Annotated in this window: 31 protein-coding genes, 1 tRNA gene and 1 other RNA gene; 20 read left to right on the forward strand and 13 right to left on the reverse strand. The window is 67.0% G+C overall.

What is annotated here, in order from left to right; translation table 11 throughout:
* The first annotated feature begins 2 nt into the window (after positions 1-2).
* The 7 genes from C1A30_RS27805 to C1A30_RS27835 are packed head-to-tail and all read left to right on the forward strand — an operon-like array spanning position 3 to position 2,946.
* Positions 3-764, forward strand: coding sequence for a GvpL/GvpF family gas vesicle protein (locus C1A30_RS27805; protein WP_101951488.1), 762 nt, complete (start codon positions 3-5; stop codon positions 762-764).
* 1 nt (position 765) lies between these two features.
* The gene (locus C1A30_RS27810) at positions 766-1,023 is read left to right on the forward strand and encodes a gas vesicle protein GvpG (RefSeq protein ID WP_101951489.1); all 258 of its coding nucleotides are present in this window, start codon (positions 766-768) and stop codon (positions 1,021-1,023) included.
* Positions 1,024-1,028: 5 nt separating this feature from the next.
* Positions 1,029-1,331, forward strand: coding sequence for a gas vesicle protein GvpO (gene gvpO / locus C1A30_RS27815; protein WP_101952925.1), 303 nt, complete (start codon positions 1,029-1,031; stop codon positions 1,329-1,331).
* A gap of 2 nt (positions 1,332-1,333) precedes the next feature.
* A complete protein-coding gene (locus tag C1A30_RS27820) occupies positions 1,334-1,702 on the forward strand; it encodes a gas vesicle protein (RefSeq protein WP_235010383.1) in 369 nt (122 codons plus the stop codon).
* Complete coding sequence (locus C1A30_RS27825) at positions 1,692-2,468, forward strand: GvpL/GvpF family gas vesicle protein (protein ID WP_101951491.1); 777 nt, start codon at positions 1,692-1,694, stop codon at positions 2,466-2,468. Before C1A30_RS27820 ends, C1A30_RS27825 begins: the two co-directional genes overlap by 11 nt.
* Positions 2,465-2,656 (forward strand): gas vesicle protein, encoded by a 192-nt coding sequence (locus C1A30_RS27830; RefSeq protein ID WP_101951492.1) that lies wholly within the window; start codon positions 2,465-2,467, stop codon positions 2,654-2,656. Before C1A30_RS27825 ends, C1A30_RS27830 begins: the two co-directional genes overlap by 4 nt.
* Positions 2,653-2,946 carry a gas vesicle protein K gene (locus tag C1A30_RS27835; RefSeq protein ID WP_101951493.1) on the forward strand — a complete coding sequence of 98 codons (294 nt, stop codon included), beginning with the start codon at positions 2,653-2,655 and terminating at the stop codon, positions 2,944-2,946. The genes C1A30_RS27830 and C1A30_RS27835 overlap by 4 nt, the downstream gene beginning before the upstream one ends.
* On the opposite strand, the gene C1A30_RS27840 is transcribed toward C1A30_RS27835, so the two are convergent.
* On the reverse strand, positions 2,947-3,372 hold the full coding sequence (locus tag C1A30_RS27840; protein WP_101951494.1) for a hypothetical protein: 426 nt from the start codon (positions 3,370-3,372) through the stop codon (positions 2,947-2,949).
* 17 nt (positions 3,373-3,389) lie between these two features.
* Positions 3,390-4,454 (reverse strand): ATP-dependent DNA ligase, encoded by a 1,065-nt coding sequence (locus C1A30_RS27845; protein ID WP_101952926.1) that lies wholly within the window; start codon positions 4,452-4,454, stop codon positions 3,390-3,392.
* 347 nt (positions 4,455-4,801) lie between these two features.
* Here C1A30_RS27845 and C1A30_RS27850 point away from each other — a divergent pair, with 347 nt between their 5' ends.
* The 3 genes from C1A30_RS27850 to C1A30_RS27860 are packed head-to-tail and all read left to right on the forward strand — an operon-like array spanning position 4,802 to position 7,975.
* The gene (locus C1A30_RS27850) at positions 4,802-5,854 is read left to right on the forward strand and encodes an ATP-dependent DNA ligase (protein ID WP_200828445.1); all 1,053 of its coding nucleotides are present in this window, start codon (positions 4,802-4,804) and stop codon (positions 5,852-5,854) included.
* A 1-nt stretch (position 5,855) separates the two neighbouring features.
* Positions 5,856-6,908, forward strand: a complete 1,053-nt coding sequence (gene ligD / locus C1A30_RS27855; protein WP_101951495.1) for a non-homologous end-joining DNA ligase — start codon at positions 5,856-5,858, stop codon at positions 6,906-6,908.
* A complete protein-coding gene (locus tag C1A30_RS27860; RefSeq protein ID WP_101951496.1) occupies positions 6,905-7,975 on the forward strand; it encodes a low specificity L-threonine aldolase in 1,071 nt (356 codons plus the stop codon). The genes ligD and C1A30_RS27860 overlap by 4 nt, the downstream gene beginning before the upstream one ends.
* On the opposite strand, the gene C1A30_RS27865 is transcribed toward C1A30_RS27860, so the two are convergent.
* The gene (locus C1A30_RS27865; protein WP_101951497.1) at positions 7,953-8,597 is read right to left on the reverse strand and encodes a DUF4352 domain-containing protein; all 645 of its coding nucleotides are present in this window, start codon (positions 8,595-8,597) and stop codon (positions 7,953-7,955) included. The genes C1A30_RS27860 and C1A30_RS27865 overlap by 23 nt on opposite strands.
* 489 nt (positions 8,598-9,086) lie before the next feature.
* Here C1A30_RS27865 and C1A30_RS27870 point away from each other — a divergent pair, with 489 nt between their 5' ends.
* Positions 9,087-9,524 (forward strand): hypothetical protein, encoded by a 438-nt coding sequence (locus tag C1A30_RS27870; protein ID WP_101951498.1) that lies wholly within the window; start codon positions 9,087-9,089, stop codon positions 9,522-9,524.
* Positions 9,525-9,574: 50 nt separating this feature from the next.
* Positions 9,575-10,864, forward strand: a complete 1,290-nt coding sequence (locus C1A30_RS27875) for a serine hydrolase domain-containing protein (protein WP_101951499.1) — start codon at positions 9,575-9,577, stop codon at positions 10,862-10,864.
* Here the strand turns inward: C1A30_RS27875 and C1A30_RS27880 are convergent.
* From C1A30_RS27880 to C1A30_RS27900, 5 genes are all read right to left on the reverse strand, one after another.
* A complete protein-coding gene (locus tag C1A30_RS27880; protein WP_101951500.1) occupies positions 10,861-11,931 on the reverse strand; it encodes a dihydrodipicolinate reductase in 1,071 nt (356 codons plus the stop codon). The two genes, C1A30_RS27875 and C1A30_RS27880, sit on opposite strands and share 4 nt — an antisense overlap.
* A gap of 18 nt (positions 11,932-11,949) precedes the next feature.
* Entirely contained in the window at positions 11,950-12,969 is a 1,020-nt protein-coding gene (locus tag C1A30_RS27885) for a S1C family serine protease (protein WP_101951501.1), read from the reverse strand.
* A gap of 28 nt (positions 12,970-12,997) precedes the next feature.
* On the reverse strand, positions 12,998-13,447 hold the full coding sequence (locus tag C1A30_RS27890) for a hypothetical protein (RefSeq protein WP_235010230.1): 450 nt from the start codon (positions 13,445-13,447) through the stop codon (positions 12,998-13,000).
* 4 nt (positions 13,448-13,451) lie between these two features.
* Positions 13,452-14,156: a hypothetical protein gene (locus C1A30_RS27895; protein WP_101951502.1), complete on the reverse strand. Its 705-nt coding sequence runs from the start codon at positions 14,154-14,156 to the stop codon at positions 13,452-13,454.
* Positions 14,157-14,230: 74 nt separating this feature from the next.
* A tRNA-Ser gene (locus C1A30_RS27900) sits at positions 14,231-14,316 on the reverse strand.
* 99 nt (positions 14,317-14,415) lie between these two features.
* Here C1A30_RS27900 and ffs point away from each other — a divergent pair.
* The 4 genes from ffs (at position 14,416) to C1A30_RS27920 (ending at position 18,145) form a co-directional block, all read left to right on the forward strand.
* Positions 14,416-14,510, forward strand: an RNA gene (gene ffs, locus C1A30_RS27905) — signal recognition particle sRNA small type.
* 27 nt (positions 14,511-14,537) lie between these two features.
* Positions 14,538-15,812 carry an aminotransferase class I/II-fold pyridoxal phosphate-dependent enzyme gene (locus C1A30_RS27910; RefSeq protein WP_101951503.1) on the forward strand — a complete coding sequence of 425 codons (1,275 nt, stop codon included), beginning with the start codon at positions 14,538-14,540 and terminating at the stop codon, positions 15,810-15,812.
* 39 nt (positions 15,813-15,851) lie between these two features.
* A complete protein-coding gene (locus tag C1A30_RS27915) occupies positions 15,852-17,666 on the forward strand; it encodes a DNA polymerase III subunits gamma/tau (protein ID WP_101951504.1) in 1,815 nt (604 codons plus the stop codon).
* 8 nt (positions 17,667-17,674) lie between these two features.
* Complete coding sequence (locus C1A30_RS27920; RefSeq protein ID WP_235010231.1) at positions 17,675-18,145, forward strand: hypothetical protein; 471 nt, start codon at positions 17,675-17,677, stop codon at positions 18,143-18,145.
* Positions 18,146-18,155: 10 nt separating this feature from the next.
* On the opposite strand, the gene C1A30_RS27925 is transcribed toward C1A30_RS27920, so the two are convergent.
* Positions 18,156-19,466, reverse strand: coding sequence for a class I SAM-dependent methyltransferase (locus C1A30_RS27925; protein ID WP_101951505.1), 1,311 nt, complete (start codon positions 19,464-19,466; stop codon positions 18,156-18,158).
* Entirely contained in the window at positions 19,463-20,842 is a 1,380-nt protein-coding gene (locus C1A30_RS27930; RefSeq protein ID WP_101951506.1) for an FAD-binding oxidoreductase, read from the reverse strand. The genes C1A30_RS27925 and C1A30_RS27930 overlap by 4 nt, the downstream gene beginning before the upstream one ends.
* 64 nt (positions 20,843-20,906) lie before the next feature.
* On the opposite strand from C1A30_RS27930, the gene C1A30_RS27935 reads away from it, so the two are divergent.
* The gene (locus tag C1A30_RS27935; RefSeq protein WP_101951507.1) at positions 20,907-21,347 is read left to right on the forward strand and encodes an SRPBCC family protein; all 441 of its coding nucleotides are present in this window, start codon (positions 20,907-20,909) and stop codon (positions 21,345-21,347) included.
* Here the strand turns inward: C1A30_RS27935 and C1A30_RS27940 are convergent.
* Positions 21,344-22,069, reverse strand: coding sequence for an Rv3717 family N-acetylmuramoyl-L-alanine amidase (locus tag C1A30_RS27940; protein ID WP_101952930.1), 726 nt, complete (start codon positions 22,067-22,069; stop codon positions 21,344-21,346). The genes C1A30_RS27935 and C1A30_RS27940 overlap by 4 nt on opposite strands.
* A 146-nt stretch (positions 22,070-22,215) precedes the next feature.
* On the opposite strand from C1A30_RS27940, the gene C1A30_RS27945 reads away from it, so the two are divergent.
* The 3 genes from C1A30_RS27945 to C1A30_RS27955 all read left to right on the forward strand — a co-directional run bounded on the left by C1A30_RS27945 (position 22,216) and on the right by C1A30_RS27955 (position 24,099).
* Complete coding sequence (locus C1A30_RS27945) at positions 22,216-22,548, forward strand: YbaB/EbfC family nucleoid-associated protein (RefSeq protein ID WP_101951508.1); 333 nt, start codon at positions 22,216-22,218, stop codon at positions 22,546-22,548.
* Entirely contained in the window at positions 22,541-23,140 is a 600-nt protein-coding gene (recR, locus tag C1A30_RS27950; protein WP_067796821.1) for a recombination mediator RecR, read from the forward strand. Before C1A30_RS27945 ends, recR begins: the two co-directional genes overlap by 8 nt.
* Before the next feature lie 119 nt (positions 23,141-23,259).
* Positions 23,260-24,099, forward strand: a complete 840-nt coding sequence (locus C1A30_RS27955) for a hypothetical protein (protein ID WP_101951509.1) — start codon at positions 23,260-23,262, stop codon at positions 24,097-24,099.
* Here C1A30_RS27955 and C1A30_RS27960 read toward each other — a convergent pair.
* On the reverse strand, positions 24,096-24,812 hold the full coding sequence (locus tag C1A30_RS27960) for a type 1 glutamine amidotransferase (protein ID WP_101951510.1): 717 nt from the start codon (positions 24,810-24,812) through the stop codon (positions 24,096-24,098). The genes C1A30_RS27955 and C1A30_RS27960 overlap by 4 nt on opposite strands.
* Positions 24,805-26,031 carry a Mur ligase family protein gene (locus tag C1A30_RS27965; RefSeq protein ID WP_101951511.1) on the reverse strand — a complete coding sequence of 409 codons (1,227 nt, stop codon included), beginning with the start codon at positions 26,029-26,031 and terminating at the stop codon, positions 24,805-24,807. The genes C1A30_RS27960 and C1A30_RS27965 overlap by 8 nt, the downstream gene beginning before the upstream one ends.
* Positions 26,032-26,072: the final 41 nt, after the last annotated feature.

The following is a 26,072-nucleotide window of genomic DNA, read 5'->3' on the forward strand; positions in this document are numbered from 1 at the left end:
TCATGGCCGACAAGGCGACCGGCATCTACGTGTACGGGATCGTGCCCGCGGACGTGGAGGTCGAAGAACATGCGGAAGGCGTCGGCGATCCGCCCGCGGCGGTCGAGGTGATTCGCGAGGGCGACATCGCCGCATTGGTCAGCCGTGTCTCCACCGACAAGCCGCTGGGCAAACCGGAATGCCTACAGGCTCATGCCCGGCTGCTCGACGGTACGGCGTCGGTGGCGCCGGTGCTCCCTATGCGATTCGGCGCAGTGATGGCCGATGAGGAGTCTGTCGCCGACGAACTCCTCAGACAGAACCACGACGAATTCGCCGAGGCTCTGCACGCCCTGGAGGGCCACGCCGAATACATCGTGAAGGGCCGCTATGACGAGGACACCATCCTGCGTGAGGTGATCGCGGAAAGTGCGGAAGCGCAACAGCTTCGCGAACAGATGGCGGGCATGTCCGAAGACGCGTCCCGGCAGGCGCGGATGACACTTGGTGAGATTGTCGTCAAAGCCCTCGACGCGAAGCGGGCCGCAGATACCGATGCGGCCATCGAGGCGCTCGAAGGTCTGGCCAAGCAGGTCAACGTGCGACAGCCCACGCACGAGCTCGACGCCGTGAACGTCGCCTTGCTCGCGGAGGTCGAAGCCCAAGACCAGCTGCAGGACAGGGTCGACGAACTCGCCGAAACCTGGGGCGGCAGAGTGGAACTTCAGCTGATGGGGCCACTGGCGGCGTACGACTTCGTCGTCACACGCAAACCGGTGGGCTGAGATGGGGATCTTCTCGTCGCTGTTCACCTGGCCGCTGGCGCCGGTGCGCGGAGTCGTGGCCCTCGGCGAACTGATCGAGCGGCAGGTCAACCAGGAGTTACACAATCCCGCACGCACCCGGCGCCAACTGGAGGAACTCGAAGAGGCCCGGCGACGCGGCGAGATCACTCCCGAACAGGAGCGTCAAGCGCAGGAACAGATTCTGGCAGAGCGGATTTCGCCGGTCTCGGCCCGCGACGCACCGGATGAGGACGGGTGAGGACGATGGCCCAACGTACACGACATGCCGAGCAACCGCCGCTGAACGCGCGGGATGCGGCGGAAGCGGCCAAGGAGTACATCACCGAACTGAACGGCATGGACCCCACCGCGATGACGTCGGTGGAAATGACCGACCAGGACGGCTGGGTGGTGGAATTCGAGGTGATCGAGGACCGCCGGATCCCCTCGTCGTCGGACGTGCTCGCGCTCTACGAGGTCGAGCTGGATGCCGAGGGAGAACTGTTGGGGTTCCGCAGAACCCAGCGCTACCTGCGGGGCCAGACCAGGGGAGGTGAGGGCAGGTGACGATCGGGGACGACAGCCTGGTTCCCCGCGGCGGCTACTCGAGCGGCGTCTCGAGCCCGCAGTCGGCCAACCTCGCCGACATTCTGGAACGGGTGCTGGACAAGGGAATCGTCATCGCGGGCGACATCAAGGTCAATCTGCTCGACATCGAACTGCTGACCATCAAACTGCGCCTCGTGATCGCCTCCCTCGACACCGCACGGGAAGTCGGGATCGACTGGTGGGAGAACGACCCCTGGCTCACCGGCAAGAAGACGGACCTCGAACTCGAAAACGAGCAGTTGCGTGCCCGGATCGAGCGTTTAGAGCAGGGCAACGGACAGCGCCGCGCGGTCAGGGCGCGAACGACGGAGTACACCGATGAGCGCTGACGCGGTGTGGGTGTACGCGGTCACCCACAACGACCGCGGGGTCGACCTGCTGACTGGGCTGCGGGGCGTTGCCGGGGAGCAGGTCTGTCAAGTGACGGCCGACGCGCTTGCCGCCGTCGTCGGCGCTGTCAGCCTCGACGAGTTCGGCGAGGAGGCGTTGCGCCGCAACCTGGAAGACCTCGACTGGGTGGCGCAGAAGGCCCGCGCACACGACGCGGTGATAACCGCGGTAGCGCAGACCGCGGCCGTCATCCCGGTGCGGATGGCCACCGTGTATCTCGACGACGACCGGGTCGCCCAACTGCTGACCGACCGCCGTGCAGCTTTCGAGGCGACATTGAGCCGATTGGCAGGGTGTGCCGAGGTGGGCGTCAAGATCTATGCCGATCCGAAGCGGCTGTTGTCCCAGGACGCGGCACACCGGAACACCGGAACGCGAACGGGGACAGCCTATTTGATGCGGCGTCGGCAAGAGTTGGCGTCGCGCGACGAGGCGTGCCGGGCCGCCGCCGCCGAAGCGGACCGCATCCACACCACGTTGGTGCGCTACGCCGTCGACGGCAAGCGCAAACCACCACCGGATCGCAGCCTGTCCGGTAGGGACGAGCTCACCGTGCTCAACGGCACCTACCTCGTCGACTCCGACGCCGTCGGGTTGTTCCGCGAAACCGTGGTGGCACTGGCGATGTCCACCGACTGGCTGACGGTGGAGACGACGGGACCGTGGCCGCCGTACTCGTTCGCAGGCGAGCCGGTAGCCCAATGACCGAAGTGCTTCCCGCGCAGCAGGATCGGCGCATCGCGCTGGTCGATCTGTTGGACCGGGTACTGGCAGGCGGCGTGGTGATCAGCGGTGAGGTGGTGCTGTCCGTCGCCGACGTGGACTTGGTGGTGATCTCACTGCGCACGCTGATCTCATCGGTCAGCTCGTTGGTGTCACAGGAGCAGCGATGACAGGCCAAGCGCGGCAACGAATCAACTCAGATCCGGAAAGTGTCGAGCGTGGCCTGGTCAGTCTGGTGTTGACGCTCGTGGAGTTGTTGCGTCAACTGATGGAGCGCCAGGCGATCCGTCGCGTCGAGGAAGGCGCACTGACCGACGAACAGATCGAGCGGGTCGGGACGACGCTGATGCTGCTCGAAGAGAAAATGGCAGAACTCCGCGACCATTTCGACTTGACCCCGGAAGACCTCAACATCGACCTGGGCCCGTTGGGGCCGCTGCTGCCGACCGAAGGGCCGTAGTCAGGCCGGCTGCAAATTGACCGGCTGCTGGCCCTGCAGCGAGTTGGGGTCGTTGCACGTTCCCGGCTTCGACGTCAGGCTGACCGTGCCTGCCAGGCTTTCCGGATCGAACGAGTACAGCAGATCGGCTGGGCCGGTGCTGCCGTCCGGGCAGGTCCACGCGTCGGCGACCGCACGCCGCTCCGCGGTCCACGGTCCCCCGTCCACCCTGCTGATCGCTCCGACCCAACCCCTCGACGTCGAGATCGTGCCGCCGCACGTGCGCGCGGCGTTGCACTGCGTGGTGATGCTCCACGTGGTGCTGGTCGGGCCGTCCAGGAAGGTGTAGTCGCCGTCGAGTTGGGTGTCCGCCAACGCCGGGCTCGCCAGCCCGACCGCGGTGCAGGTGACGGCGACGGCGGCGGCCATCACATGTGTGAACGCCATCGTGGCAGTATCCTCGCTCAGCCGAGGCCAGGCACGATATCGCCGAGATTGAAGCGGACCGGCCGCTCCAGCTGGTCGAACGTGCACGACGCCGGATCGCGGTCGGGCCGCCACCGGTTGAATTGCGCGGTGTGGCGGAACCTTTCGCCTTCCATGTAGTCGTAACGCACCTCGACCACGCGCTCGGGCCGCAGCGGGACGAACGACAGGTCCTTGCCCGCATTCCACCGCGACCCCTCGAACCGCCGGGGTGTGCTCTGGGCCGCCACGTGGGCCGCCCAATTCCACGGGTGCGCGTCGAACGTGGTGACGAGCGGCTGCAACTCGGCGAAGAGCCGCTTCCGCTCGGCCATCGGGAGAGCGCCGATGACCCCGATCGAGGCCAGCGCGCCGTCGGCCTTGTACAGCCCCAGCAGCAGCGAGCCGATCGCGTCGTCGGCCGACTTGTGCACCCGGTAACCGGCGACCACACAGTCGGCGGTGCGCTCGTGCTTGACCTTGAACATCACCCGCTTGTCGGGCTGATAGGTCAACGTCAGCGGTTTGGCGATCAGCCCGTCCAGCCCGGCGCCCTCGAATTCGGTGAACCAGCGCTGCGCGGTCGCCATATCGGTGGTCGCAGGCGTCAGGTGAACGGAAGGTCCGGCGCCGGCCAACGCGTCGACCAGCGCGGCGCGCCGCTCGCTGAACGGCAAGCCGGTGTAGTCGTCGTCGCCGAGCGCGAGCAGGTCGAACGCGATGAAGTCGGCGGGAGTCTGTTCGGCGAGCATGCGCACCCGCGACGCGGCCGGGTGCAACCGCAACTGCAGGGCCTCGAAGTCGAGGCCGCGCTCACCGGCGATGACGATCTCGCCGTCGATGACGCAGCGGGGCGGCAACTCGGCGAGGACGGCGTCGACCAACTCCGGGAAATACCGGGTCATCGGCCGTTCGTTGCGGCTGCCCAGTTCCACCTCGTCGCCGTCGCGGAAGCAGATAGTCCTGAACCCGTCCCACTTCGGTTCGTACGACGCGTCCGGAGGGATCGACCGCACCGGCTTGGCCAACATGGGCGACACCGGCGGCATCACGGGCAGGCGCACGGACCCATTGTCCTCGCAGCGGCCTGTGTTTCGGGTCAGCCCCATGCCCTGCCCGGTAGCGACCGCCGTTCCGATGCCGAGCGCCACCGCCAGCGCACCCACCCGGTCGACATGGCGGCCAGCCCGTGAACCACCGATACCCTGCACTGACACGCCCATATCACGAACCCCGAATCGCAAGCCACCAGGAACTTTCCGATTCTCAGACAGTCGACAGCAGACCCACCCCGGGGTCGACTACTTGGATTCGATCTCCGCCCACAACCTCACTACTTGGAAATTGGGGAAAATCGCGCCGGTTAGGCCGCGGGCGATGACATTGCCCGGCGTCACCGGTCTACGTGAGTATGGACTGTGTGGACCTCCCCGTGTTGCCACCGTTGGAGCCGATGCTGGCCAAAGCCCAGGCCAAGGTGCCACCCGAGCCGGGGGTCTGGTCCTATGAACCGAAGTGGGACGGGTTTCGCGCGCTGGTGTTCCGCGACGGCGACAAGGTCGTCATCCAGTCGCGCAACGGCAAGGAACTGGGCCGGTACTTCCCGGAGCTGGAACAGGCGCTGCTCGACGAGATCGCGCTGCGCTGCGTGCTCGACGGCGAGGTGGTGGTGCCCCGCGAGATCGGCGGCCGCATCCGGCTGGACTGGGAGTCGCTGTCACAGCGCATCCACCCGGCCGCGAGCCGGATCAAGATGCTCGCCGAACAGACGCCCGCACACTTCATCGGTTTCGACGCGCTGGCCACCGGCGATACGTCGCTGCTGAAGGAACCCTTCCGGGTGCGGCGGCAGGCACTGGCCGACGCCGTGCACGAAAAGCAGTGGTGCCACGTCACCCGTACCACCGAGGATCCGGAGCAGGGCGCGCAATGGCTGGACACCTTCGAGGGCGCTGGCCTGGACGGGGTGATCGCCAAGCGGTTGGACGGTCCGTATCTGCCGGGCAAGCGGGAGATGGTCAAGGTCAAACACGCCCGCGACGCCGATTGCGTCGCGATGGGTTACCGCATCCACAAGAGCGGCGAAGGCGTCGGCTCGATCCTGCTCGGCCTCTACCGCGACGACGGTGAACTCCAGATGGTCGGCGGCGCCGCGTCGTTCACCGCCAAGGACCGGCTCAAGCTGCTGGCCGAACTCGAGCCGTTACGTGAGGGTGACGAGATGCGCGAGGGCGATCCCAGTCGCTGGAATTCCGCGGCGGACAAGCGGTGGATCCCGGTGCGCCCCGAGAAGGTGTGCGAAGTGGCCTACGACCAGATGGAGGGAAACACTCTGCACGGCAGAAGATTTCGGCATGCGGTGAAGTTCATCCGGTGGCGGCCGGACCGCGATCCTGCCAGTTGCACCTTCGACCAGCTCGACGTGCCGCTGAACTACGACCTCTACGACGTCCTGGAGTCTTGAGATGGCAACTCCTGCAGAAGAACTCGACGTCGAGGGCATCAAGGTCCGGTTCACCAATCCCGACAAGGTGTACTTCCCGAAGCTCGGCGCCAAGGGCACCAAACGCAAACTCGTCGAGTACTATCTGTCCGTCGCAGGCGGTCCGATGCTGACCGCGTTGCGTGATCGGCCCACCCACCTGCAGCGGTTCCCCGACGGCATCGAGGGCGAAGAGATCTACCAGAAGCGGATACCCAAGCACGCCCCTGACTACCTCGAGACCTGCGTGGTGACCTTCCCGTCGGGCCGAACAGCGGAGGCGCTCAAGGTGAATCACCCCGCGGCCATCGTGTGGGCCGCGCAGATGGGCGCCGTCACACTGCATCCGTGGCAGGTGCGCTGCGCCGACACCGAGCACCCCGACGAACTGCGGATCGACCTCGACCCGCAACCGGGCACCGCCTTCAAGGAAGCCAGCACGGTCGCCGTCGACGTGCTCAAACCGGTGCTCGACGAACTCGGCCTGGTCGGCTACCCGAAGACCTCCGGCGGTCGCGGCGTGCACGTGTTCCTGCGCATCAAGACGGACTGGGACTTCATCGCGGTGCGCAGGGCGGGCATCGCATTGGCCCGTGAGGTGGAACGGCGGGCACCCGATGCGGTCACCACGTCGTGGTGGAAGGAAGAACGGGGCGAGCGAATCTTCATCGACTACAACCAGAATGCCCGCGACCGCACCTTCGCGTCGGCGTACTCGGCGCGCAAGACCCCGATCGCGACCGTGTCGATGCCGCTGACGTGGGACGAACTGCGCGACGCAGATCCCGACGACTACACCATCCTCACCGCGCCGGACTTCGTCGCGGGCCGCCCCGATCCGTGGCAGGGAATTGATTCGGTCGCGCAGTCATTAGACCCATTGATGGAGATGGTGAAGGCCGACGAGGAACGCGGACTGGGTGATCTGCCCTACCCGCCTAACTATCCCAAGATGCCTGGTGAGCCGCCTCGCGTGCAGCCCAGCAAGAAGGTCGCCGCGAACTGGGACGACGACGGCAACCCGGTGACCCGGTGAACGCGCCGCACACCGACGCCCAGCGGCACCACGATCCTGAAGTCCGCGGCTTCGCCAGCGACAACTACGCAGGTGTGCACCCGGAGATTCTGGCCGCGCTGACGCTGGCCAACGGCGGGCACCAGGACGCCTACGGCGACGACGCGTACACCGAGAACCTGCAGCGCATCATTCGCGGACACTTCGGGCAGGGTGCGGAAGCCTTCCCGGTCTTCAACGGCACCGGCGCGAATGTCCTTGCCCTGCAAGCTGTCACCGATCGGTGGGGCGCTGTCGTGTGCGCCGACACCGCGCACATCAACAGCGACGAAGGCGGCGCGCCGGAACGGATGGGCGGGCTGAAACTGCTGACCGTTCCCACCCTCGACGGCAAGCTGACCCCGGAGTTGATCGACCGGCAGGCCTGGGGCTGGGCCGACGAGCACCGGGCGATGCCCCAGGTGGTGTCGATCACCCAGAGCACCGAATTGGGCACGCTGTACACACCGGAGGAGATCCGAGTGATCTGCGAGCACGCCCACGCCCGGAACATGCGGGTACACATGGACGGGTCCAGAATCGCGAATGCGGCTGCGGCGCTTGACATGCCGATGCACAACTTCACATCCGACGTCGGCGTGGACATCCTGTCGCTGGGCGGCACCAAGAACGGTGCGCTGCTCGGTGAGGCCGTGGTGGTGCTCAACCAGGATGCCGTCAGCCACATGAAACATCTGCGCAAGCTGTCGATGCAGCTGCACTCCAAGATGCGATTCGTCTCAGTGCAACTCGAAGCCCTGCTGGCCAAGGACCTTTGGATGCGCAACGCCAGGCACGCCAACGAGATGGCGCAGCGGCTGGCCGAGGGCGCACGCGGCGTGGACGGTGTGCGCGTGCTCTACCCGGTGCAGGCCAACGCGGTGTTCGCGCGGCTGCCACACGACGTCAGCGAACGGCTGCAGAAGCGATTCCGGTTCTATTTCTGGGACGAGAAGGCCGGCGATGTGCGCTGGATGTGTTCGTTCGACACCACGGAAGCCGACGTCGACGCGTTTGTCACCGCGCTCAAGGACGAGATGACGCGCTAGGCCGCGCCATCTGCACCCGAACCCCGTCAGAGAACACCGAGTCGTGCAGTTCGACCGCCTCCGGGGTCGTTTCCTCAGGCACATCGAACGGCAGCTTGACCGTCATGTGCGCACCGGGATCCATCGTGATCACCATCGAGGTGTTGTTCATCGCGACGGCGGCCTCGGCGTCGGCCGCATACGTGTGCCCGTCGAAGTCGACCAATTTCTGGTTGTTGGCGACGAAGTCCTGCGCCTCGTCGTCGATGTTGCGCACCGTCATCGTCGCGACCATCCACTGCCCCCGTGCGCGCGGTTCGGCGCGCCACTCGGTGGCGTGCACGTCGGCGACGACGAACTCGAAATTGCCGTCGTGAACAGGTGCGCCGAGCACACCGGTGGCGCCACGGAAACGGTCGGCGTCCGCGGTCGAGTGTGATCGGGAGCTGGCGGCGATCATCGCCGAGCACCCGGCGAACAGCAGCGCGACGACCGCGATGACGCCGAGCCCGAGCCACAGTCCGGCCGCGCTCAACGTCGGCCGTGGCGGCGCATGACCCGTCCACTGCTGACCGTCCCAGTAGCGCTGCCGTGGCGCGCCCGACGGATCCGGATACCAACCCCGTAGTTGTGTGCCTGCCACTTACCGATTCCTCCCGAGGAGGACCCTAGCGACCGGCAGCGTGTCAGGCAAAATTTGCTGGAAGTGACGTATCCGTCGAATGTCCGGTTTCTCTGGCTTCGGTATCGGGTACATATGCATTTGCCTCACTGCAATGAGCAAGACGCGCTTTTTCGGTTCGCTGGAGTACCAATTCCGCTGCGTGTCTTGGCGCTTGCTCAATTGTGGATAACTTTCGCGATTCGTTTGTTGCTAACGCAACCATATGTATAAACTGACGGAAGCAACAATAACTCGAGGGGTTCCCGCCGTTAGCTGACAGTGGGGAGGGAAATGTTCCGGATCGTCGTTGCGGCCGGAGTGACCGTGTTCGCCGCGGCCGTCGTGTACTTGACGATGTCGCCCGCGGCCGCAGCGGGCCACTGCGCCATCGACCCTGCGTTTGGATCGTGCGCTGAAGCGGGCAAATAAGCCGCGGTAGCGCGGCCTGCGTCTGCCACACTGGACTCGATGCAGACCGTCCGCAAATTGCTCGCCGCGCTCGCGATCGCCGCGATGCTCATCGGGGGTATCAGCGTCGCGGCGGCGATGATCTTCGGCGACCACTCCAACCCGCGAACGCCTGCCGCGCCGCCGCCCCCACCGCCTACATTGCCTGCGTCGGTGCCGACGGCCAGGGAGTTCACCGTCAACGTCGCGGTAACCGAACAACTGTGTGATCCCGGCCCCGGCTGCGTCTACAAGTACACGATCGAGCCGAAGTACATTGGCTTCCACCCGTTGCCGACCACGCCGTTCACGGTCAAATACGAAGTACACGGCGGCAACCTGCCGCAGCCGGGCGAATTCACCGTCGAGGGCAATCAGGCCAAGATCCTCAAGGACGTCGTTGTCGAGGGCCCGCCCGCGGCGCGGCTGCAGGCGGTGGTGCTGCAAGTGGTCGGCTGAATTTTGCGAATCCGCGCGCACGCCGGCGCAGTCGACGCAAAGTTGGCGGTATGACAAAGGCGTCGGTGCTTCGCGCCGAGGAAGGCCTGCCGCGCGGGGTGCACGGCGCCGCGGATTCGCGGTTCGGCAACGTCATTCGCGTGTTCGCCGGGTTGTTCCCCGGACGCCGGTTCGGCGGCGGTGCGCTATCGGTGTACATCGACGGACGCCCGGTGGTCGACGTCTGGACGGGCTGGTCCGACCGCGCGGGCGAGCAGCCGTGGACCAGCGACACGGGCGCGATGGTGTTCTCCGCGACCAAGGGTGTGGCGGCCACCGTCGTGCACCGGCTCGTCGACAGGGGTGAGCTGGCGTACGACGAGCCCGTCGCCACCTATTGGCCCGAGTTCGGCGCGAACGGCAAGGGCAACATCACGATCCGCGATGTGCTGCGCCACCGCTCGGGGCTGTCGCATCTGAAGGGCGTCAGCAAGGCCGAACTGCTGGATCACAAGTTGATGGAGGAGCGGTTGGCCGCCGCATCGGTCGACCACCTGCGCGGCTGGCCGGCCTATCACGCGCTGACATACGGCTGGATCCTGTCCGGCCTGACTCGCGCCGTCACCGGGCAGGGCATGCGCGAGTTGATCCGCGACGAAATAGCCCGCCCGCTCGACACCGACGGGTTGCACCTCGGGCGCCCACCGGCGGGGTCGCCGACGAAGGTCGCGCAGATCCTCGCCCCGCAGAGCGCGCACAGCAATCCGGTGTTCGACTTCGTGGCGCCGAAGGTGGCGGGCCTGCCGCTGTCCGGCGCGTTCGGGGCGATGTTCTTCCCCGGCATCAAATCGTTTGTCCAGGGCGATATTCCGTTCCTCGACGGCGAGGTGCCCGCTGCCAACGGTGTCGTGACGGCCCGCGGCCTGGCGAGGATGTACGCCGCGATCGCCAACGGCGGCGTGATCGATGGCATCCAGTTCCTGTCCGAGGAACTGACGCAGGGTCTGATCGGCCACCCCAAACCGTGGCCGGACCTCAACATCGTGGTGCCGATGCCGTTCCACCTGGGCTACCACGAGTCGCCGATTCCGGGACTGCTCAAGGGTTTCGGCCACATCGGCCTCGGCGGCACGCTCGGCTGGGCTGATCCGGCATCCGCTAGCGCCTTCGCATTCGTGCACAACAGGCTGCTGACCCCGATGGTGATCGACATGGCGTCGTTCGCCGGGCTGGCCCGGCCGATGCGCAGTGCGATCACCGCGGCGCGGCACGTCGGTGCACTTACGGTGCCGAGATACGGTGCGCGCTACCGCGAAACGGATGCGGCGGCGCCGAAGAAGCGCATCGCGGGCCGCCGCTAGGTCTGCGGCACGACACCTCGCGGCAGGGTCAACTGCAGGTCGTTGTACGTGGCGATGCCGGGCGCGGCGGCGACGACGGCGGGAATCGCGTGAATCGGTGGCATCGCGGTGATGATGTGGCCGAGTGACATGAAGTCGGCCATCGACTTGGCGTTCTCGATGAAGTCCTGCGGCGGCAGGAAACCGACCTGCATGGTGACCGTCGGCAGCCCCTCGATCGTGATCTTCCAGGGGTCCCCTTCGACCTTCCAATCCGGGTCGAGTGTCTGCCCCTTACGCCACCGCACGTTGAGGTCGACGACGGTCCTGCCGCCGACCCGCCCCTGCCAGCTGGCGAAAACGCCTGCCACGCAACCGGACTCGATGGTCCAGGAGTCCATCACGACATCCTCGGTGGTCTGCGCGTATTCGGCCTCACACACGATCTCATCGAGTTCGACACCGAGCGCGTCGGCGACCAGGCGCACCGCTTCGGCGAAGACGGCCGTGCCCTTGGATGCCATCGGTGCCAGATTCGGATCGTCGATCGGCATCCCGAAGCCGCACGGTTTCTCGGTGTCCGGGGAGTCGTAGAACGTGGTGTCCGACGCCTCGGCGATGGTGACCTTGTCGACTCTGGCGCATCCGTTGGCCGCGACGATGGCCAGCAGTTCGGCGAAGCCGGGACTGACGCCCGAGCCGAACATGGTGGTGCCGCCCTGTCTGCACGCCTCTTCGATGCGGTCGCGGCCCGCCGCCAGGTTGTGCCCGGTGATGAAGGACGCCGACGACACCACGTTGACGCCCGCGGACAGGATGCGGACCAGTTCGTCGACGTCGACCCACATCGGGTTGTAGACGACGACGTCGGGTTTGAGCGCGAGCAGGGCGTCGACGTCATCGGTGGCCTCGACGCCCAGCGGCGCGATGCCCGCGAGTTCGCCTGCGTCGCGGCCGACCTTGTCCTTTGACCACGCGAAGCAGCCGACGAGTTCCAGCGTGGGATTGGCGGCGATGGCCTCTACGGAGCTCTTTCCGACATTGCCCGTCGTCCACTGGACGACCCGATAGGGAGCGGTGTTGTGCACTCGCTCAGCATAGGGTGCCTATGGGCCTGAAACCAGAGTCGCCTTTCCGGTGCGCTGCTGACCGCTGCGGTCGATCCACGTCAGGTCGACGACGTCACCGGGGTAGTGCCGGTCCAGCACATAGGTCAGTGTGGTGGCCGAGTCCAGTTCGACCCCGTCGATGTTCGTCAGCACGTCGCCGATGGCGAGGCCGGCCTGTTCGGCGGGTCCGCCGATCATCACGTCGCGCACGATGATCCCGCCGCCGCGACGCGGTTGCGTTCCGACACCGACGCCGAGCAGCGTCGGCTGCCCGATGTGCACCGACGGCGAAGGGGCGCCGGACCGGATCTGGCCTGCGATAGCCATCGCGTTGTTGATGGGTATCGCGAAACCCTTTCCGGCAGGGCCCATTTGGAAGTTGACCGACGCGGCGGTGACCACTCCGATGACCTGTCCGGCGCCGTTGACCAACGGGCCGCCGGAGTCGCCGGGCCGCACGTCGGCCGCGACCTCGATCAGGCCGTTGACTTCCTCGGAGCTGCCGGTCAGGGCGTCCTCGGCGTTGACGGTCTGGTTCAGCGCGGTCACCGGCCCCGTCTCGTGGGTCAGCGGCGCACCCACCCCGCGGGCGTTGCCGAGGCCGACGGTCGGTTCGCCGACGGCGACCTGGCTGGAGTCCCCGATCGGTACGGTCGGCAGCCCGCCCGCGCCGCGCAACTGCAGCACCGCGATGTCGTTCTTGCGGTCGTAGCCGACCAGATCGACCGGGTAGTCGCGCCCGCCGACCGTGCCCGTGATGGTGTTGGCGCCCGCGACCACGTGATAGTTGGTCAACACCACGCCGCCCGGGTCGATGACCATGCCGGTGCCGGTGCCGATGGCCTGCTGATAGTCGATCCTGGTGGTGATCTGGACGACGGCGGGTTCGACGGCCGCGGCCGCGGCGGCGATGTCCACGGGTGCGGCCACTGCCGTCGCGGGCGCGACCAGGGCCGCGAGGACGGCGAGCACGGCCAGCAATGCCTGAACCGGCTGCCGCCAGGGGAGTATGCGCATGTACCTATAGTGCCCGAATCGCGGTCTGCTAAATCGAGGGTTGCCGGGTTCGCACCACCAGGGTGGCCTGGTAGTCGTCGAATTCGATCGGGTCGTCAGGCGTCTGCGGATACGGGTCGAGGGCGACCAACTCGATGCGATGCCGCCCGACGGTCGCCTCCTTGACCGTCTGGCCCGGCGCCGGGTTGGTGTTGAACTCGACGCGGGTGGCGTCGCTGCCCTCGGGTTGCACGGAGATCGCGATGCGCGCCTGGCCGGTCCAGAAGCACTCCACCTGGGTGGGGCAGCGTGAGTCTTCGAGCACGTCGGTGAACGTCAGGTGCAGCTGTTCGGCGGAGTTGTGCGCCTCCTGGCCGCCGCTGACCTGGAACGGTTGGTCGAGTTCGAACTCCGGCGTGCCGGCGCGGGCGGACTCGACGTGGCAGCTGATCAGGGCCAACCCGAGTAGCACCGCGACGGGCCACGCCCATTTCGGCATCGTGTCAGCCGCGAACGCGCAGCCGCCTGCGCCTGCGGTTGCGCAGACCGCCGTTCGTCGACTCCGGCTCGGCTTCGTCGTCTTCCACCGTGGGCTCGGGCTCTTCGGCCGTCGGCTCCGGTTCTTCTGCCTCCACGGTGACCTCGGCAGGCTCCTCGTCGGACTCCGTCTCCGGAGCGTCCTCGGTGGCCTCTTCTGTGGCCTCTTCGGTGTCCTCTTCGGTGTCCTTGCGACCACGGCGACCGCGCTTGGCCGTCTTCGGCTTGAGCGGTTTGGGCGGAGGCGGCGGAAGCTCGGCGACAAAGGCCAGGTAGAACGTGAAGACGGCGAGCAGTGCGATGGCCGCCGCGGCGCCGTAGCTGCCGAACAGCCACTGGCCTGCGCTGTCCAGGCTGAGCCAGATCTCGCTGATCGCGGCGCCGATGATCAGCACACCCGCCAGCACGTGCAGCACGATCGAGGCAGTGCGCAGCCTCAGCGCCAACTGCGGTGTGCCGAACTCCGGGCGCCGGGTGCGCAGCAGCGTGAACACCACCGGCAGAGCGGCCAGGCCGATCAGCGCGCCGGTGACGATGCGCAGCACCGTGCCCAGCGTGTGCGAGGTGTCGCCGGCCAGTTCCCACCACCGCGGCAACACGAAGAAGAAGTAGAGGACACCGGCGGCGACAGAAAACGACGCGTGCCAAACCACCGCAACGGTGCGGCTCATAGCCCTCCTACTGGGTTATCTGGCCGGAGTGCGACCGGGCCGTTCGGCCTGCCGGTCGCACTCCGGGCCGAGTGCGGAGGATGCGGGATTTGAACCCGCGAGGGCTGTTAACCCAACCCGCGTTCCAGGCGAGCGCCATAGGCCACTAGGCGAATCCTCCGCGGGCCATGTTAGCCGACGGAGCTGTTGCCTCGACTCCCGCTCGTCTTCGGTGCTGTCGCCTCGACGGAGTCGCTGGGCGGCCGGGTATTACACTCGCTACGGACCCCGCGCGGCGTCCATCCTGTGAACTCCCCCAGGGCCGGAAGGCAGCAAGGGTCAATGGGCTCTGGCGGGTGCGCGGGGTCCCCTTCTGCTCACGGCTTATCGGAAAGGCGCGCCGTGTCGTTTTTGTCTCTCGGCCGTGACGAACTGCAGACACAGCATGAGCTGCAGTCCCGCAACTACGCCGACCTGCAGGCCAAGAAACTGAAGCTGGACCTGACCCGCGGCAAGCCGTCCCCCGAGCAGCTCGATCTGTCCAACGCGCTGCTGAGCCTGCCCGGGGACGATTTCCGTGACGGCGACGGCACCGACACCCGCAACTACGGCGGCCTGCACGGCCTGCCCGAGTTGCGCGCCATCTTCGGTGAGCTGCTCGGCATCCCGGTGCCCAACCTGATCGCGGGCAACAACGCCAGCCTCGAGTTGATGCACGACGTGGTGACGTTCTCGATGCTGCACGGCGGCGTCGATTCGCCCCGGCCGTGGCTGCAGGAGCCCGTCGTCAAGTTCCTGTGCCCGGCGCCCGGCTACGACAGGCACTTCGCGATCACCGAGACCCTCGGCGTCGAGATGATCACCGTGCCGATGCGCGAGGACGGCCCGGACGTCGACCTGATCGAGGAACTCGTCGCATCCGATCCCGCGATCAAGGGCATGTGGTGCGTGCCCGTGTACTCCAACCCCACCGGTGCCACCTACTCCTGGGAGACCGTGCGGCGTCTCGTGCAAATGCGAACGGCGGCAAGTGATTTCCGGTTGATGTGGGACAACGCCTACCCGGTGCACACGTTGACGCACGACTTCGTGCAGCAGGTCGACGTGCTGGGGTTGGCCGAGGCTGCCGGCAACCCGAACCGGCCGCTGGTGTTCTCGTCGACGTCGAAGATCACCTTCGCCGGTGCGGGGGTCAGCTTCTTTGCGGGCTCGCTGGGCAATATCGCGTGGTACCTGCAGTACGCAGGCAAGAAGTCGATCGGCCCCGACAAGGTCAACCAGCTTCGCCACCTGCGGTTCTTCGGCGACGCCGACGGGGTGCGTCTGCAGATGCAGCGTCACCAGGCGATTCTGGCGCCGAAATTCGCGTTGGTGCAGGAGATCCTCTCCGACCGGCTAGGGGAGTCGAAGGTCGCGTCGTGGACCGATCCCAAGGGTGGGTACTTCGTCAGCCTCGACGTGCTGCCCGGCACCGCGAAGCGCACCGTCGCGCTCGCCAAGGATGCGGGCATCGCCGTCACCGAGGCGGGCTCGGCGTTTCCGTATCGAAAAGACCCGGAGGACAAGAACATCCGGATCGCGCCGTCGTTTCCCGGGCTGCCTGAGCTGCGCGACGCGATCGACGGCCTGGCCACCTGCGCGCTGCTGTCGGCGACCGAGTCGCTTCTGAAGGACTGACGTGACCGGACGTCGGACCGCGCCGGTAGCCTGCTGAGCGTGGCGCTCTACCGGAAGTATCGACCGGCAACCTTCGCCGATGTGGTGGGCCAGGAGCACGTCACCGAGCCGCTGTGTACGGCGCTCGCGGCGGGCAGGATCAACCACGCCTACCTGTTCTCGGGGCCGAGGGGCTGCGGGAAGACGTCGTCGGCGCGCATCCTCGCCCGCTCGCTGAACTGTGTGCAGGGCCCGACGCCGACGCCGTGCGGGGTGTGCGACTCCTGTGTGGCGCTGGCCCCGAACGGACCCGGCAACGTCGACGTCGTCGAACTCGACGCGGCCAGCCACGGCGGCGTCGACGACACTCGCGAGCTTCGCGACCGCGCCTTCTATGCACCTGCTCAGTCGCGCTACCGCATCTTCATCGTCGACGAGGCGCACATGGTCACCACGGCCGGCTTCAACGCGCTGCTGAAGATTGTCGAGGAGCCGCCCGACCATCTGATCTTCGTGTTCGCCACCACCGAACCGGAGAAGGTGCTGCCGACCATTCGGTCGCGCACCCACCACTACCCGTTCCGGCTGCTGGCGCCGCGGACCATGCGGTCGCTGCTGGAACGCATCTGCGCGGCCGAGGACGTCTCCGTCGACGATGCCGTGTACCCCTTGGTGATTCGGGCGGGCGGCGGATCGCCTCGCGACACGTTGTCGGTGCTCGACCAACTGCTCGCCGGTGCGGAAGGCAACCGCGTCGACTACCAGCGGGCGCTGGCGTTGCTCGGCGCCACCGACGTCGCACTGATCGACGTCGCGATCGACGCGTTGGCGGCGGGCGATGCCGCCGCGCTGTTCGGTGCGGTCGAAGCGGTGATCGATGCCGGGCACGACCCGCGCCGGTTCGCCACCGATCTGCTCGAGCGGTTCCGCGATCTGATCGTGCTGCAATCGGTGCCCGACGCGATCGCGCGTGGTGTGGTCGACGGGCCCGAGGACGTGCTGGAGCGGATGCGCGAACAGGCCACCCGCATCGGCACCGCCACGCTGACCCGCTACGCCGAGGTGGTCCACGCCGGGCTGGGCGAGATGCGCGGCGCCACCGCGCCCCGGTTGCTGCTCGAGGTGGTGTGCGCACGGCTGCTGCTGCCGTCGGCCAGCGACACCGAGGCGGCGCTGCTGCAGCGCGTCGAGCGCATCGAGACCCGGCTGGACCTGTCGATACCCGCCGGCGAGGCTGCCGCGTCACAGCCGTCTGCCCCGCAGAAGCAGTTCGCGCGCAAGAGCCAAACCCCGCCGCCTGCCCCCACGGTCGCGGCGCCGGCTGCCCCAGAACCCAAGCCCGCACCTGAACCGCCCCCGTCACCGCCGCCGGTGCGCCCGCCGTCGGACCCGGTCGTCGAAGCGCCGCCCACACCTGCCGTCGGCGGTGAACTCAACGCCGCGTCGGTGCGCAGCATGTGGACCACGGTGCGCGAGAAGGTGCGTCAACGCAGCCGCACCATCGACGTGATGCTGGCAGGCGCCATCGTGCGCGCCATCGAAGGCGACACCCTTGTGCTCAGTCACGAGTCCGCGCCGTTGGCCAAACGCCTTGTGGAGCAACGGAACTCCGATGTCATCCGCGAGGCGCTCAAGGATGCGCTCGGCGTCGACTGGAAGATCCGCTGCGAGGTGGGGGCCGCGGCCCCTGCCGCTGCAGCACCGGAACCCAGCAGTGTGGCGGCCTCCGCGCCGCCGCCGCGCGACGACGACGAGGAGGACATGTTGGCCGAGGCCGGCAGCGACACCTCCGAGGTCGTGCGTCGTGACCCCGAGGAAGCCGCGCTGGAATTGCTGCAGTCCGAACTGGGCGCGCGTCGCATCGACGGCAGCTAGGGTTTTGTGTGCGTTTCGGAGCGCTGACCGCTGGGATGTGCGTCGCCGGGTTGGCGCTCGCGCCGGTGGCCTCCGCCGAGCCTCCGCCCGATCTCAAGGATTATCCGCTGGCTGAAGGCAACTACGCCGTACAGGCGGACCCGGGATGGCTGTTCTTCGTCGTGGACTTCGGCGGAAAGCCCGTCGAGCACCACGACTACTTCGGCTGTGGGATGGGCCCCGACGGCACGGTCGGCTGCGACAGAGTGCCGGCTAATCCGCCGCCCGGCACCAATCAGACCGTCGCCAGCGCGGACGAGCCGGGCAGCTACCGCTTCTCGCTCACACCGACGTTCTCACGCGAGGTCGACGTGCTGCCCGAGGGCCGCAGACTGGAGAACGGCGGCGCGAAATGCCAACGGGGCTACCAGGGTTCGGTGTCGTGCCGGTCGGGTGAGCACGGCTTCGTGCTCTCGACCACCTGGGGTGAGAACTGGTAGCTGAGGCTAGCTAAGGCGTCCACCAGGGCCGCAGCGGCAGTCCGCCGTCGCGACCGTGGGAATCCAGTTTGACCGCCAGAACCTGGTGCAGCTGAACGACGTTCGTCTCGAAGCCGACGCGTGAGCCCGCCATGTACAGACCCCACACCTTTGCGGTGGGCAGCCCGACCTCTTCGACGGCCTCGTCCCAGTGCTCGACGAGGTTGCGGCACCAGTCGCGCAGCGTCATCGCATAGTGGTGCCGCAGGTTCTCCTCGTGGATCACCTCGAGGCCGACGTCCTGCGCCTCGGTGATGATGCGGCCAGAGCCCGTCAGCTCACCGTCGGGGAACACGTAGCGGTCGATGAACCCGCCTGCGCTCGGCGCGCTCCTGTTGTCCGGCCGGGTGATGCAGTGGTTGAGCAACAGTCCGCCGGTGCGCAGCTTCGATTTGAGGAACCGGAAGTACGACGGATAGTTGTGCACGCCAATGTGTTCCGTCAGCCCGATCGACGAAACCGCGTCGAAACCGGACTCCCGCACGTCGCGGTAGTCGCTGTGCCGCACCTCAGCGAGGTCGGACAACCCTTCCTCGGCGATGGCCTGCTGCGCCCACGTGGCTTGCTGTTCGGAGAGCGTGACGCCGATGGCCTTCACGCCGTGGCGCGCCGCGTAGCGCACCATGCCGCCCCAGCCGCAGCCCACGTCGAGTAGCCGGTCGCCGGGCTGCAGGCGCAGCTTCTCGAACACCAGCCGGTACTTGTTCTCCTGCGCCTCTTCCAGCGTCGCGTCGGCGGTCGGGTAGCACGCGCAGGTGTAGGTCATCGACGGGCCGAGCACCCACTCGTAGAACGTGTTCGACACGTCGTAGTGGTGGTGGATGGCTTCCGCGTCACGGATTCGGCTGTGCCGCAGCCCTTCTGCGATTCGGCGCCAGCGGGGCAGCGCTTCCTGCGGCGGGGGCGCGATCGGCACCAGGTGCTCGAAGCCGATGGAGCGAACGATGTTGGCCAGCACTCGAGCTGGCGGCCGCTTGAAGTCCATCTTGTCGGCGAGCGCCTTGAGCAACTCGTAGGGATCACCGGGGTGCACACCCATCGGCTCCAGATCGCCTGCGACATAGGCTCGCGCGAGACCGAGGTCGCCGGGCGCGGTGGCCAGGTAGGTGGTGCCGCGCGGCGTCTTCAACTCGAGGCCGACGGAGGCGTCCTCGGGACCGGCCGTGCTGCCGTCGTACGCCGTGAACTTCAGCGGCAGTTGCCCCGCCGCGAAGATCTCGAGGATCTCGGCCAGCGTCAGCTTTCTGGCCGGCGCGTTAGTGTGCTCTTTGAATGTTGTCATCGTCTTTGCACCGCCTTCGCATACAGATCTAGCAGCCGTGAGTCAGGGTCGTACGTCTTCTTGACGGTCTTGTAAGACTCCCCGCCGTACAGTTCGTCAAACTCCTCATGGGAGTAATAGGCATCCGAATACAACGATTTGTGACCTTCCAGACTGCTCACCTTGCGTTCGATCAGCCTGTTCGTGTACCCCTCAGTCGGTCCGACCGGTACCGATGACCAGAAGCCGACGTTGACGTAGGTGTGGTGCGGGCGAAGCGGATACAGCGGCCAACCGCCCTCGTCGCGCAACCGCAGCGGGCACAGCCACACCGGTTCGATGGGCACATTGGCCAGGAACCAGTCGAGGAATTCGGCGGTGCGCTCGATGGGCACCTCGATGTCCTGCACGACCCGCTCACGAGGTGGCCTGCCGTTGCGCATCTCGATGCGGTCGGCGATGTTGAACCGCTGGTCGTAGCCGATCAGCTTCCAGTAGAAGCTGCTGCGCCGGTAGCGCCGCGGCCACAGTCGCCGGATCCGCGGGTGCTGCGCGCCGAATGCCCGTGAGCACCAGAACCAGTCGGTGTCCCACCGCCACAGGTAGTCGTGGATGGTGAGGCGGTCGTGCTTCTCACCGTCGGGGTGCTGGATGGAGCGGTAGTAGATCTGCTGACCGGTGTAGTCGCTGACGGGGCCGGGCGTCGCGGTCTGGAAGCCCAGCGTCAGGTAACTCTCGGTGGCGCTGAACACCACGCCGTCGAGGTAGTCGACAGGGGTGCCGTCGTGGCCGCCGGTCTCGATGATGCGGTCCATGGCCGCCACCAGGTCGTCGAGCGAGTGAAACCTCAGGTGCCGCAATGCCACAAAGGGCCGCACGGTCTCCAGCTCGATCTTCAGCCGAACCGAATAGCCAAGCGTCCCATAGGAATTCGGGAAGGCATGAAATAGGTCCGAGCGCAGGTCGCGTCTTGCGGTGAGCACCTCACCTGAACCGGTGAGGATGTCCATCTCCAGCACGGATTCGTGCGGCAGGCCGTTGCGGAACGACGCCGATTCGATGCCGAGTCCGGTGACCGCCCCGCCAAGGGTGATGGTCTTCAGCTGCGGCACCACCAGCGGCGACAGGCCATAGGGCAGGGTGGCCGCGACGAGGTCCTCGTAGGTGCACATGCCCGCGACGTCGGCGGTGCGCGCCTCGGGGTCGACGGCGATGACCCCGGTCAGCCCCGAGGTGTCCAGCCCCTTGGCGGTGGTTTTGGCCCGGGCGCGGAAAAGGTTCGACGTGGGTTTGGCGAGTCGCACGGTGGCGCTCGGCGGGATCTCTCGATAGCTGGCGAGCAGCCGCTGCACACCCGCAGCGTGCGCAGCCTGTGCGTCGCTCCCCTCAACAGACACGGATATACGCTAGTCCGCGGTCGCAGCCGATGCGACCGCACCGAGAGGACAGGAGAGCTATCTCATGGGTCAGGTCAGCGCGTCCAGCACCGTCTTGATCGACGCCGCACCGGATGTGGTGCTGGCGGCGGTGGCGGATTACGCGACCGTGCGCCCGAAGATCCTGTCGTCGCACTACCGCGATTACCAGGTGCTCGAGGGCGGCCAGGGCGCGGGCACCGTCGCCAGCTGGAAGCTGCAGGCCACCAAGTCGCGGGTGCGTGACGTCAAGGCGAACGTCGACGTGGCGGGCCACACCGTGATCGAGAAGGACGCGAACTCGTCGATGATCACCAACTGGACCGTCGCCCCGGCCGGGTCCGGCTCGTCGGTGACCGTCAAGACGTCGTGGCAGGGCGCGGGCGGCATCGGCGGCTTCTTCGAGAAGACGTTCGCGCCGCTGGGGCTGCGCAAGATCCAGGACGAAGTGCTGGCGAATCTGAAAGCCCAAGTCGAGAAGGGCTAGCTGGTCCGGGGCGGCTGGGTGCCCAGGAAGCCCGCGATGCCGCGCACGACGGCCTCGGCGTACTTCTGCCTGCCCTCGGGCGTCTTCATCAGCCCGGAGTCGACGGGATTCTTCATGTTGCCCAGTTCGACCAGGATCGACGGATACTGAGCCAGGTTCAGGCCGGCGATATCGGAGCGGGGGTCAAGGCCGTTCGAGCCGGTGTAGGTCGACGGTACGAATCCTGACGCCGCGAGCTGGTCGCGCATGATGCTGGCGAATTGCACCGACGGGCCCGCCTGCGTCTGGTTCAGCGGCGGCGACGAGTAGAGCACGTGGAAGCCGCGGCCGGTGGGCGGGCCGCCGTCGCCGTGGATGCTGACGATGGCGTTGGGCTGCAGAGCGTTGGCCATAGCGGCGCGTTCGTCGACGCACGGGCCGAGCGCGGTGTCGTTGCCGCGGGACATCGCGGTGCGGACGCCGAGCGCGGTCAGTTCCTGGCGGATGCGCAGCGTGGTGTCCCAGGTGAAGGTGTGCTCGGGATAGCCGTCGTCGGTCGACGTGCCGCTCTCCTGACAGTTCTTGGTGCCGCCGCGGCCGGTCGGCACCTGCCTGCTGATGGAGGCGTCGTTGGCGCCGTTGTGGCCGGGGTCGAGGAACACGATCATCCCGGCGATGTTGGCGGGGGCGGCGGAGGCGGGGCTGGCGAGTGTCGACGCGGCGACGAGCAGAGCGGTGGCCATCGCGGCGCCGACACGCAGGCAGGCTGTGACGTGCACGGCGCCACGGTAACGGCACGGCCGACTAGGCTGAAAGCCCGAACCGCCGCTTGTGGATGAGCGCAACCAAGTCGAGACCCATCTGCAACTAACACGCAAGGGGACCAGCCATGCAACCCGGAGGCACGCCCGACATGTCGGCACTCCTCGCGCAGGCGCAGCAGGTGCAGCAGCAGCTGATGGAGGCGCAGGAGGCGCTGGCCAATGCCGAGGTGCACGGTCAGGCCGGCGGCGGACTGGTGCAGGTCACGATGAAGGGCAGCGGTGAGGTGGTGGCGGTGTCGATCGACCCGAAGGTCGTTGACCCGGCCGACGTCGAGACGCTGCAGGACCTCGTCGTCGGCGCGATCGCCGATGCCGCCAAGCAGGTCACCATCCTGGCCCACGACCGGCTCGGACCGCTCGCAGGCGGGATGGGCGGTTTGGGATTGCCAGGTGTTTGAGGGCCCCGTCCAGGATCTGATCGACGAGCTTGGCAAGCTGCCCGGCATCGGGCCGAAGAGCGCGCAGCGGATCGCGTTTCACCTGTTGTCGGTCGAGCCTCCTGACATCGACCGGTTGACCGCCGTGCTGAACAGGGTGCGCGACGGCGTGAAGTTCTGCGCGGAGTGCGGCAACGTCTCCGACGAAGACCGGTGCCGCATCTGTAGTGATCCCCGCCGCGACGAGTCGCTTGTCTGCGTGGTCGAGGAGCCGAAAGACGTGCAGGCCGTCGAGCGCACGCGTGAGTTCCGCGGCCGTTACCACGTGTTGGGTGGGGCGCTGGATCCGCTGTCCGGCATTGGGCCAGAACAACTTCGGATTCGTCAGTTGTTGAACCGGCTCGGCGAGTCGGACATCTCCGAGGTGATCATCGCGACGGATCCGAACACCGAGGGGGAGGCGACCGCGACTTATCTGGTGCGGATGCTGCGCGACATCCCCGGATTGACGGTGACGCGCATCGCGTCGGGCCTGCCGATGGGCGGCGATCTGGAGTTCGCCGACGAGTTGACGCTGGGCCGTGCGCTGGCGGGCCGCCGCGCAATGGCCTGAGGGTCTCGCCTCGTTTTCGGGTTTTGCCGCGAGAGTGACGTTTTGCAGCGGTCTACTCGCACTTTCTCTGCAAAACGTCACTTTCGATGGATGTCGGTACTCGCTGCCACCATTCGGCCATGGGGGAGGTCTTCATCGGGAGCGATGCCATCGCGAGCGGTCGCTTGACGCGGCACCAATTGAAGCGGTGGCACCGGCCCATCTTTCGCGGTGTGCACGGACCAAAACAACCGTCGCTCCGAGACCGCATCTACGCGGCATGGTTGGCGTCGGGCCGCAGCGGAGTCATCGGGGGTGTGGCGGCCTCGGCGCTACACGGCGCGCAATGGGTGCCCGACGACACGCCGATCGAGTTGATATGCAGACTCCGCACGCAGCCCGGATTGGTCATCCGCAAAGACGCACTGGCCGACGACGAGATAACCCGAGTGGCTGGCATTGCTGTGACAACGCGGGTACGCACGGCGTTCGACCTGGGCCGCTACCTACCGCGCGGGGAAGCCGTCGCGCGACTCGATTCGCTCATGCACGCGCAGATCTTCTCGATCGACGACGTCTTGCTGCTAGCCGATCGCCACCGACGCGCACGTGGACTGAAGTCGCTGCGAGCCGTTCTTCCACTAGTCGACGGCGGTTCCGGATCGCCGCAGGAGACGTGGCTGCGGTTGCTCTACATAGACGCCGGATTGCCAAGGCCCACAACGCAGATCCCCATCGTGGAGGGTCGAGGGCGACTCGTCCGGATGGCCGACCTCGGCTGGGAAGAGTTCATGACCGTGTCCGAGTACGACGGGGAACACCACCAGACCAGTCGCAAGCAGTACGTCAAGGACATCAAATCACTGCGCAAGGCCAGGAGACTGGGCTGGATCGTCGATCAAGTGGTGAAGGAAGACAAGCCAGCCGACATCGTCAACCGCGCCTGGCATGCGTTGGTCTCGAGAGGATGGAAACCCTAGACGCGGCGCGGGGCCGCCAGGCGTTCGCGACGTAACTGCGTTACCTCGTCGATCTCCAGCGGCGCCAACTCACCGACCACCTTCGACAACAGGTGATCGGCCAACTGCGGATTGCGCGCCAGGCACGGCCCGTGCAGATACGTCGCGACCACACTGCCCTGGACGGCACCGTCGATGCCGTCGCCGTCGCGGTTGCCCGCCCCGCTGACCACCTTCGCCAACGGCTGCGCATCAGAGCCCAAAACTGTTCCACCGCGGTGGTTTTCGAACCCGGTGAGCCGCTCGGACAAACCGGGCAGCAACGGCTGTGACACCACCTCGCCGATGGTCCGCTGCTGCTGCGGCGACGTCGTCACGTCCAACAGACCCACCCCGTCGACCCGCTCACCCGACGACGTCTCGTACCAGTGCCCCAGCACCTGGATCGCCGCGCAGATCGCCAGCACCGGCGCGCCACGCGCGGCGGCCTGCTGTAAACCGGGATAGCGGATCAAGTGCTTGGTCGCCAACCGCTGCGCGTAGTCCTCGGCGCCACCGAGCGTGTACAGATCCAACTCCGACGGCACCGGATCCGCCAGTGTGATCTCCACGATCTCGGCGTCAAAACCACGCAGCCGCAACCGTTGCCGCAACACGACCGAGTTGCCGCCGTCGCCGTACGTGCCCATCACATCGGGCAGCACCAGCCCTATCCGCACCGTCGATTCAGCCACGCGACAACGCCCGATTCAGTTGCAGGAACGCGGTGTAGTTCGCGACCACCTCGACATGTCCCGGCGGACACGACCGAATCGCCTCGACCGCGTTGTGCACCAACGTGTGTTCGACCCCCGCGTATCCCAACCGCACCGCCAGATCGGTGCCCCGTTCACCCGCCGCCACCACCGGCTTGTCGACGAAGTGCTCGAAGTTGACGTCCCATAGCCACGACAGATCCTCGCCGTCGGGTACCTGACCGTTCACCGAGATCACCACCGAACCGGCGTCGCTGTCGACCATCGACAGCGCCTCCTGCCAACCGGCGGGGTTCTTGGCCAACAACATTCGTACGGTGTGCTCGCCGAGTTGCAGCGTGCGGTATCGGCCCGCCACCTCGTCGACACCCGACACCGCCGCGACCGCCGCCGCCGGGTCCGCGCCCAGTGTCACCGCTGCCGCCACCGCCTGTGTGGCGTTGCCGCGGTTGACATTTCCCGGCAGCTTCAACGTCATCGGCAGCGAAAGACCGTCCGGCCCATGGATATTCGTGTCGTCGTACCACCACTGCGGAGTGGGCCGCTTGAAGTCGGTTCCCGTCGAATACCAGTGGCTGCCGTCGCGGACGATGATCTCGCCCGACCGCGGGCAGCTCACCGAGTCGTTGGCCCACCCGCCGCCTGCCGCCACCCACACCACATGCGGGCTGTCGTAGGCCGCCGACGTCATCAGCACGTCATCGCAATTGGCCACCACCACCGTCGACGGATGTCGCGCCAACCCGCCGCGCAGCGTCCGCTCGATGTGGTTGATCTCGCCAACACGGTCCAACTGGTCGCGCGACAAATTCAGCAGCACGATCACCGCCGGATCGACCGCGTCGGCCACGTGCGGCACATGCATCTCGTCGACCTCGAGCGCCGCCAACGGCGCCGACCGCGACCCCGCCAGCGCAGCCACCAGCCCGGCATCCATGTTGGCGCCCTCGGCGTTGGTTGCGACGGGCCCAAGGGTGCCGAGCGCCGCCGCGGTCATCCGGGTGGTGGTCGACTTGCCGTTGGTACCGGTGATCACGGCCGTGCGACGGCCTTCGCCGAGTTGACGCAGCAGGGATTTGTCCAGCGCAAGGGCCACCAGGCCGCCGATCATCGCGCCCGCACCACGGCCGGTGACGCGTGACGCCCAGCGTGCGCCTGCCCCTGCCGCGAGTGCGACACGTCCACGAGCGGTGACCATCCCCGGCAGTCTAAAAGGGCAGTAGCAGGGAGCCGACACGC

Source organism: Mycobacterium sp. 3519A (assembly GCF_900240945.1).
Lineage (GTDB): Bacteria > Actinomycetota > Actinomycetes > Mycobacteriales > Mycobacteriaceae > Mycobacterium.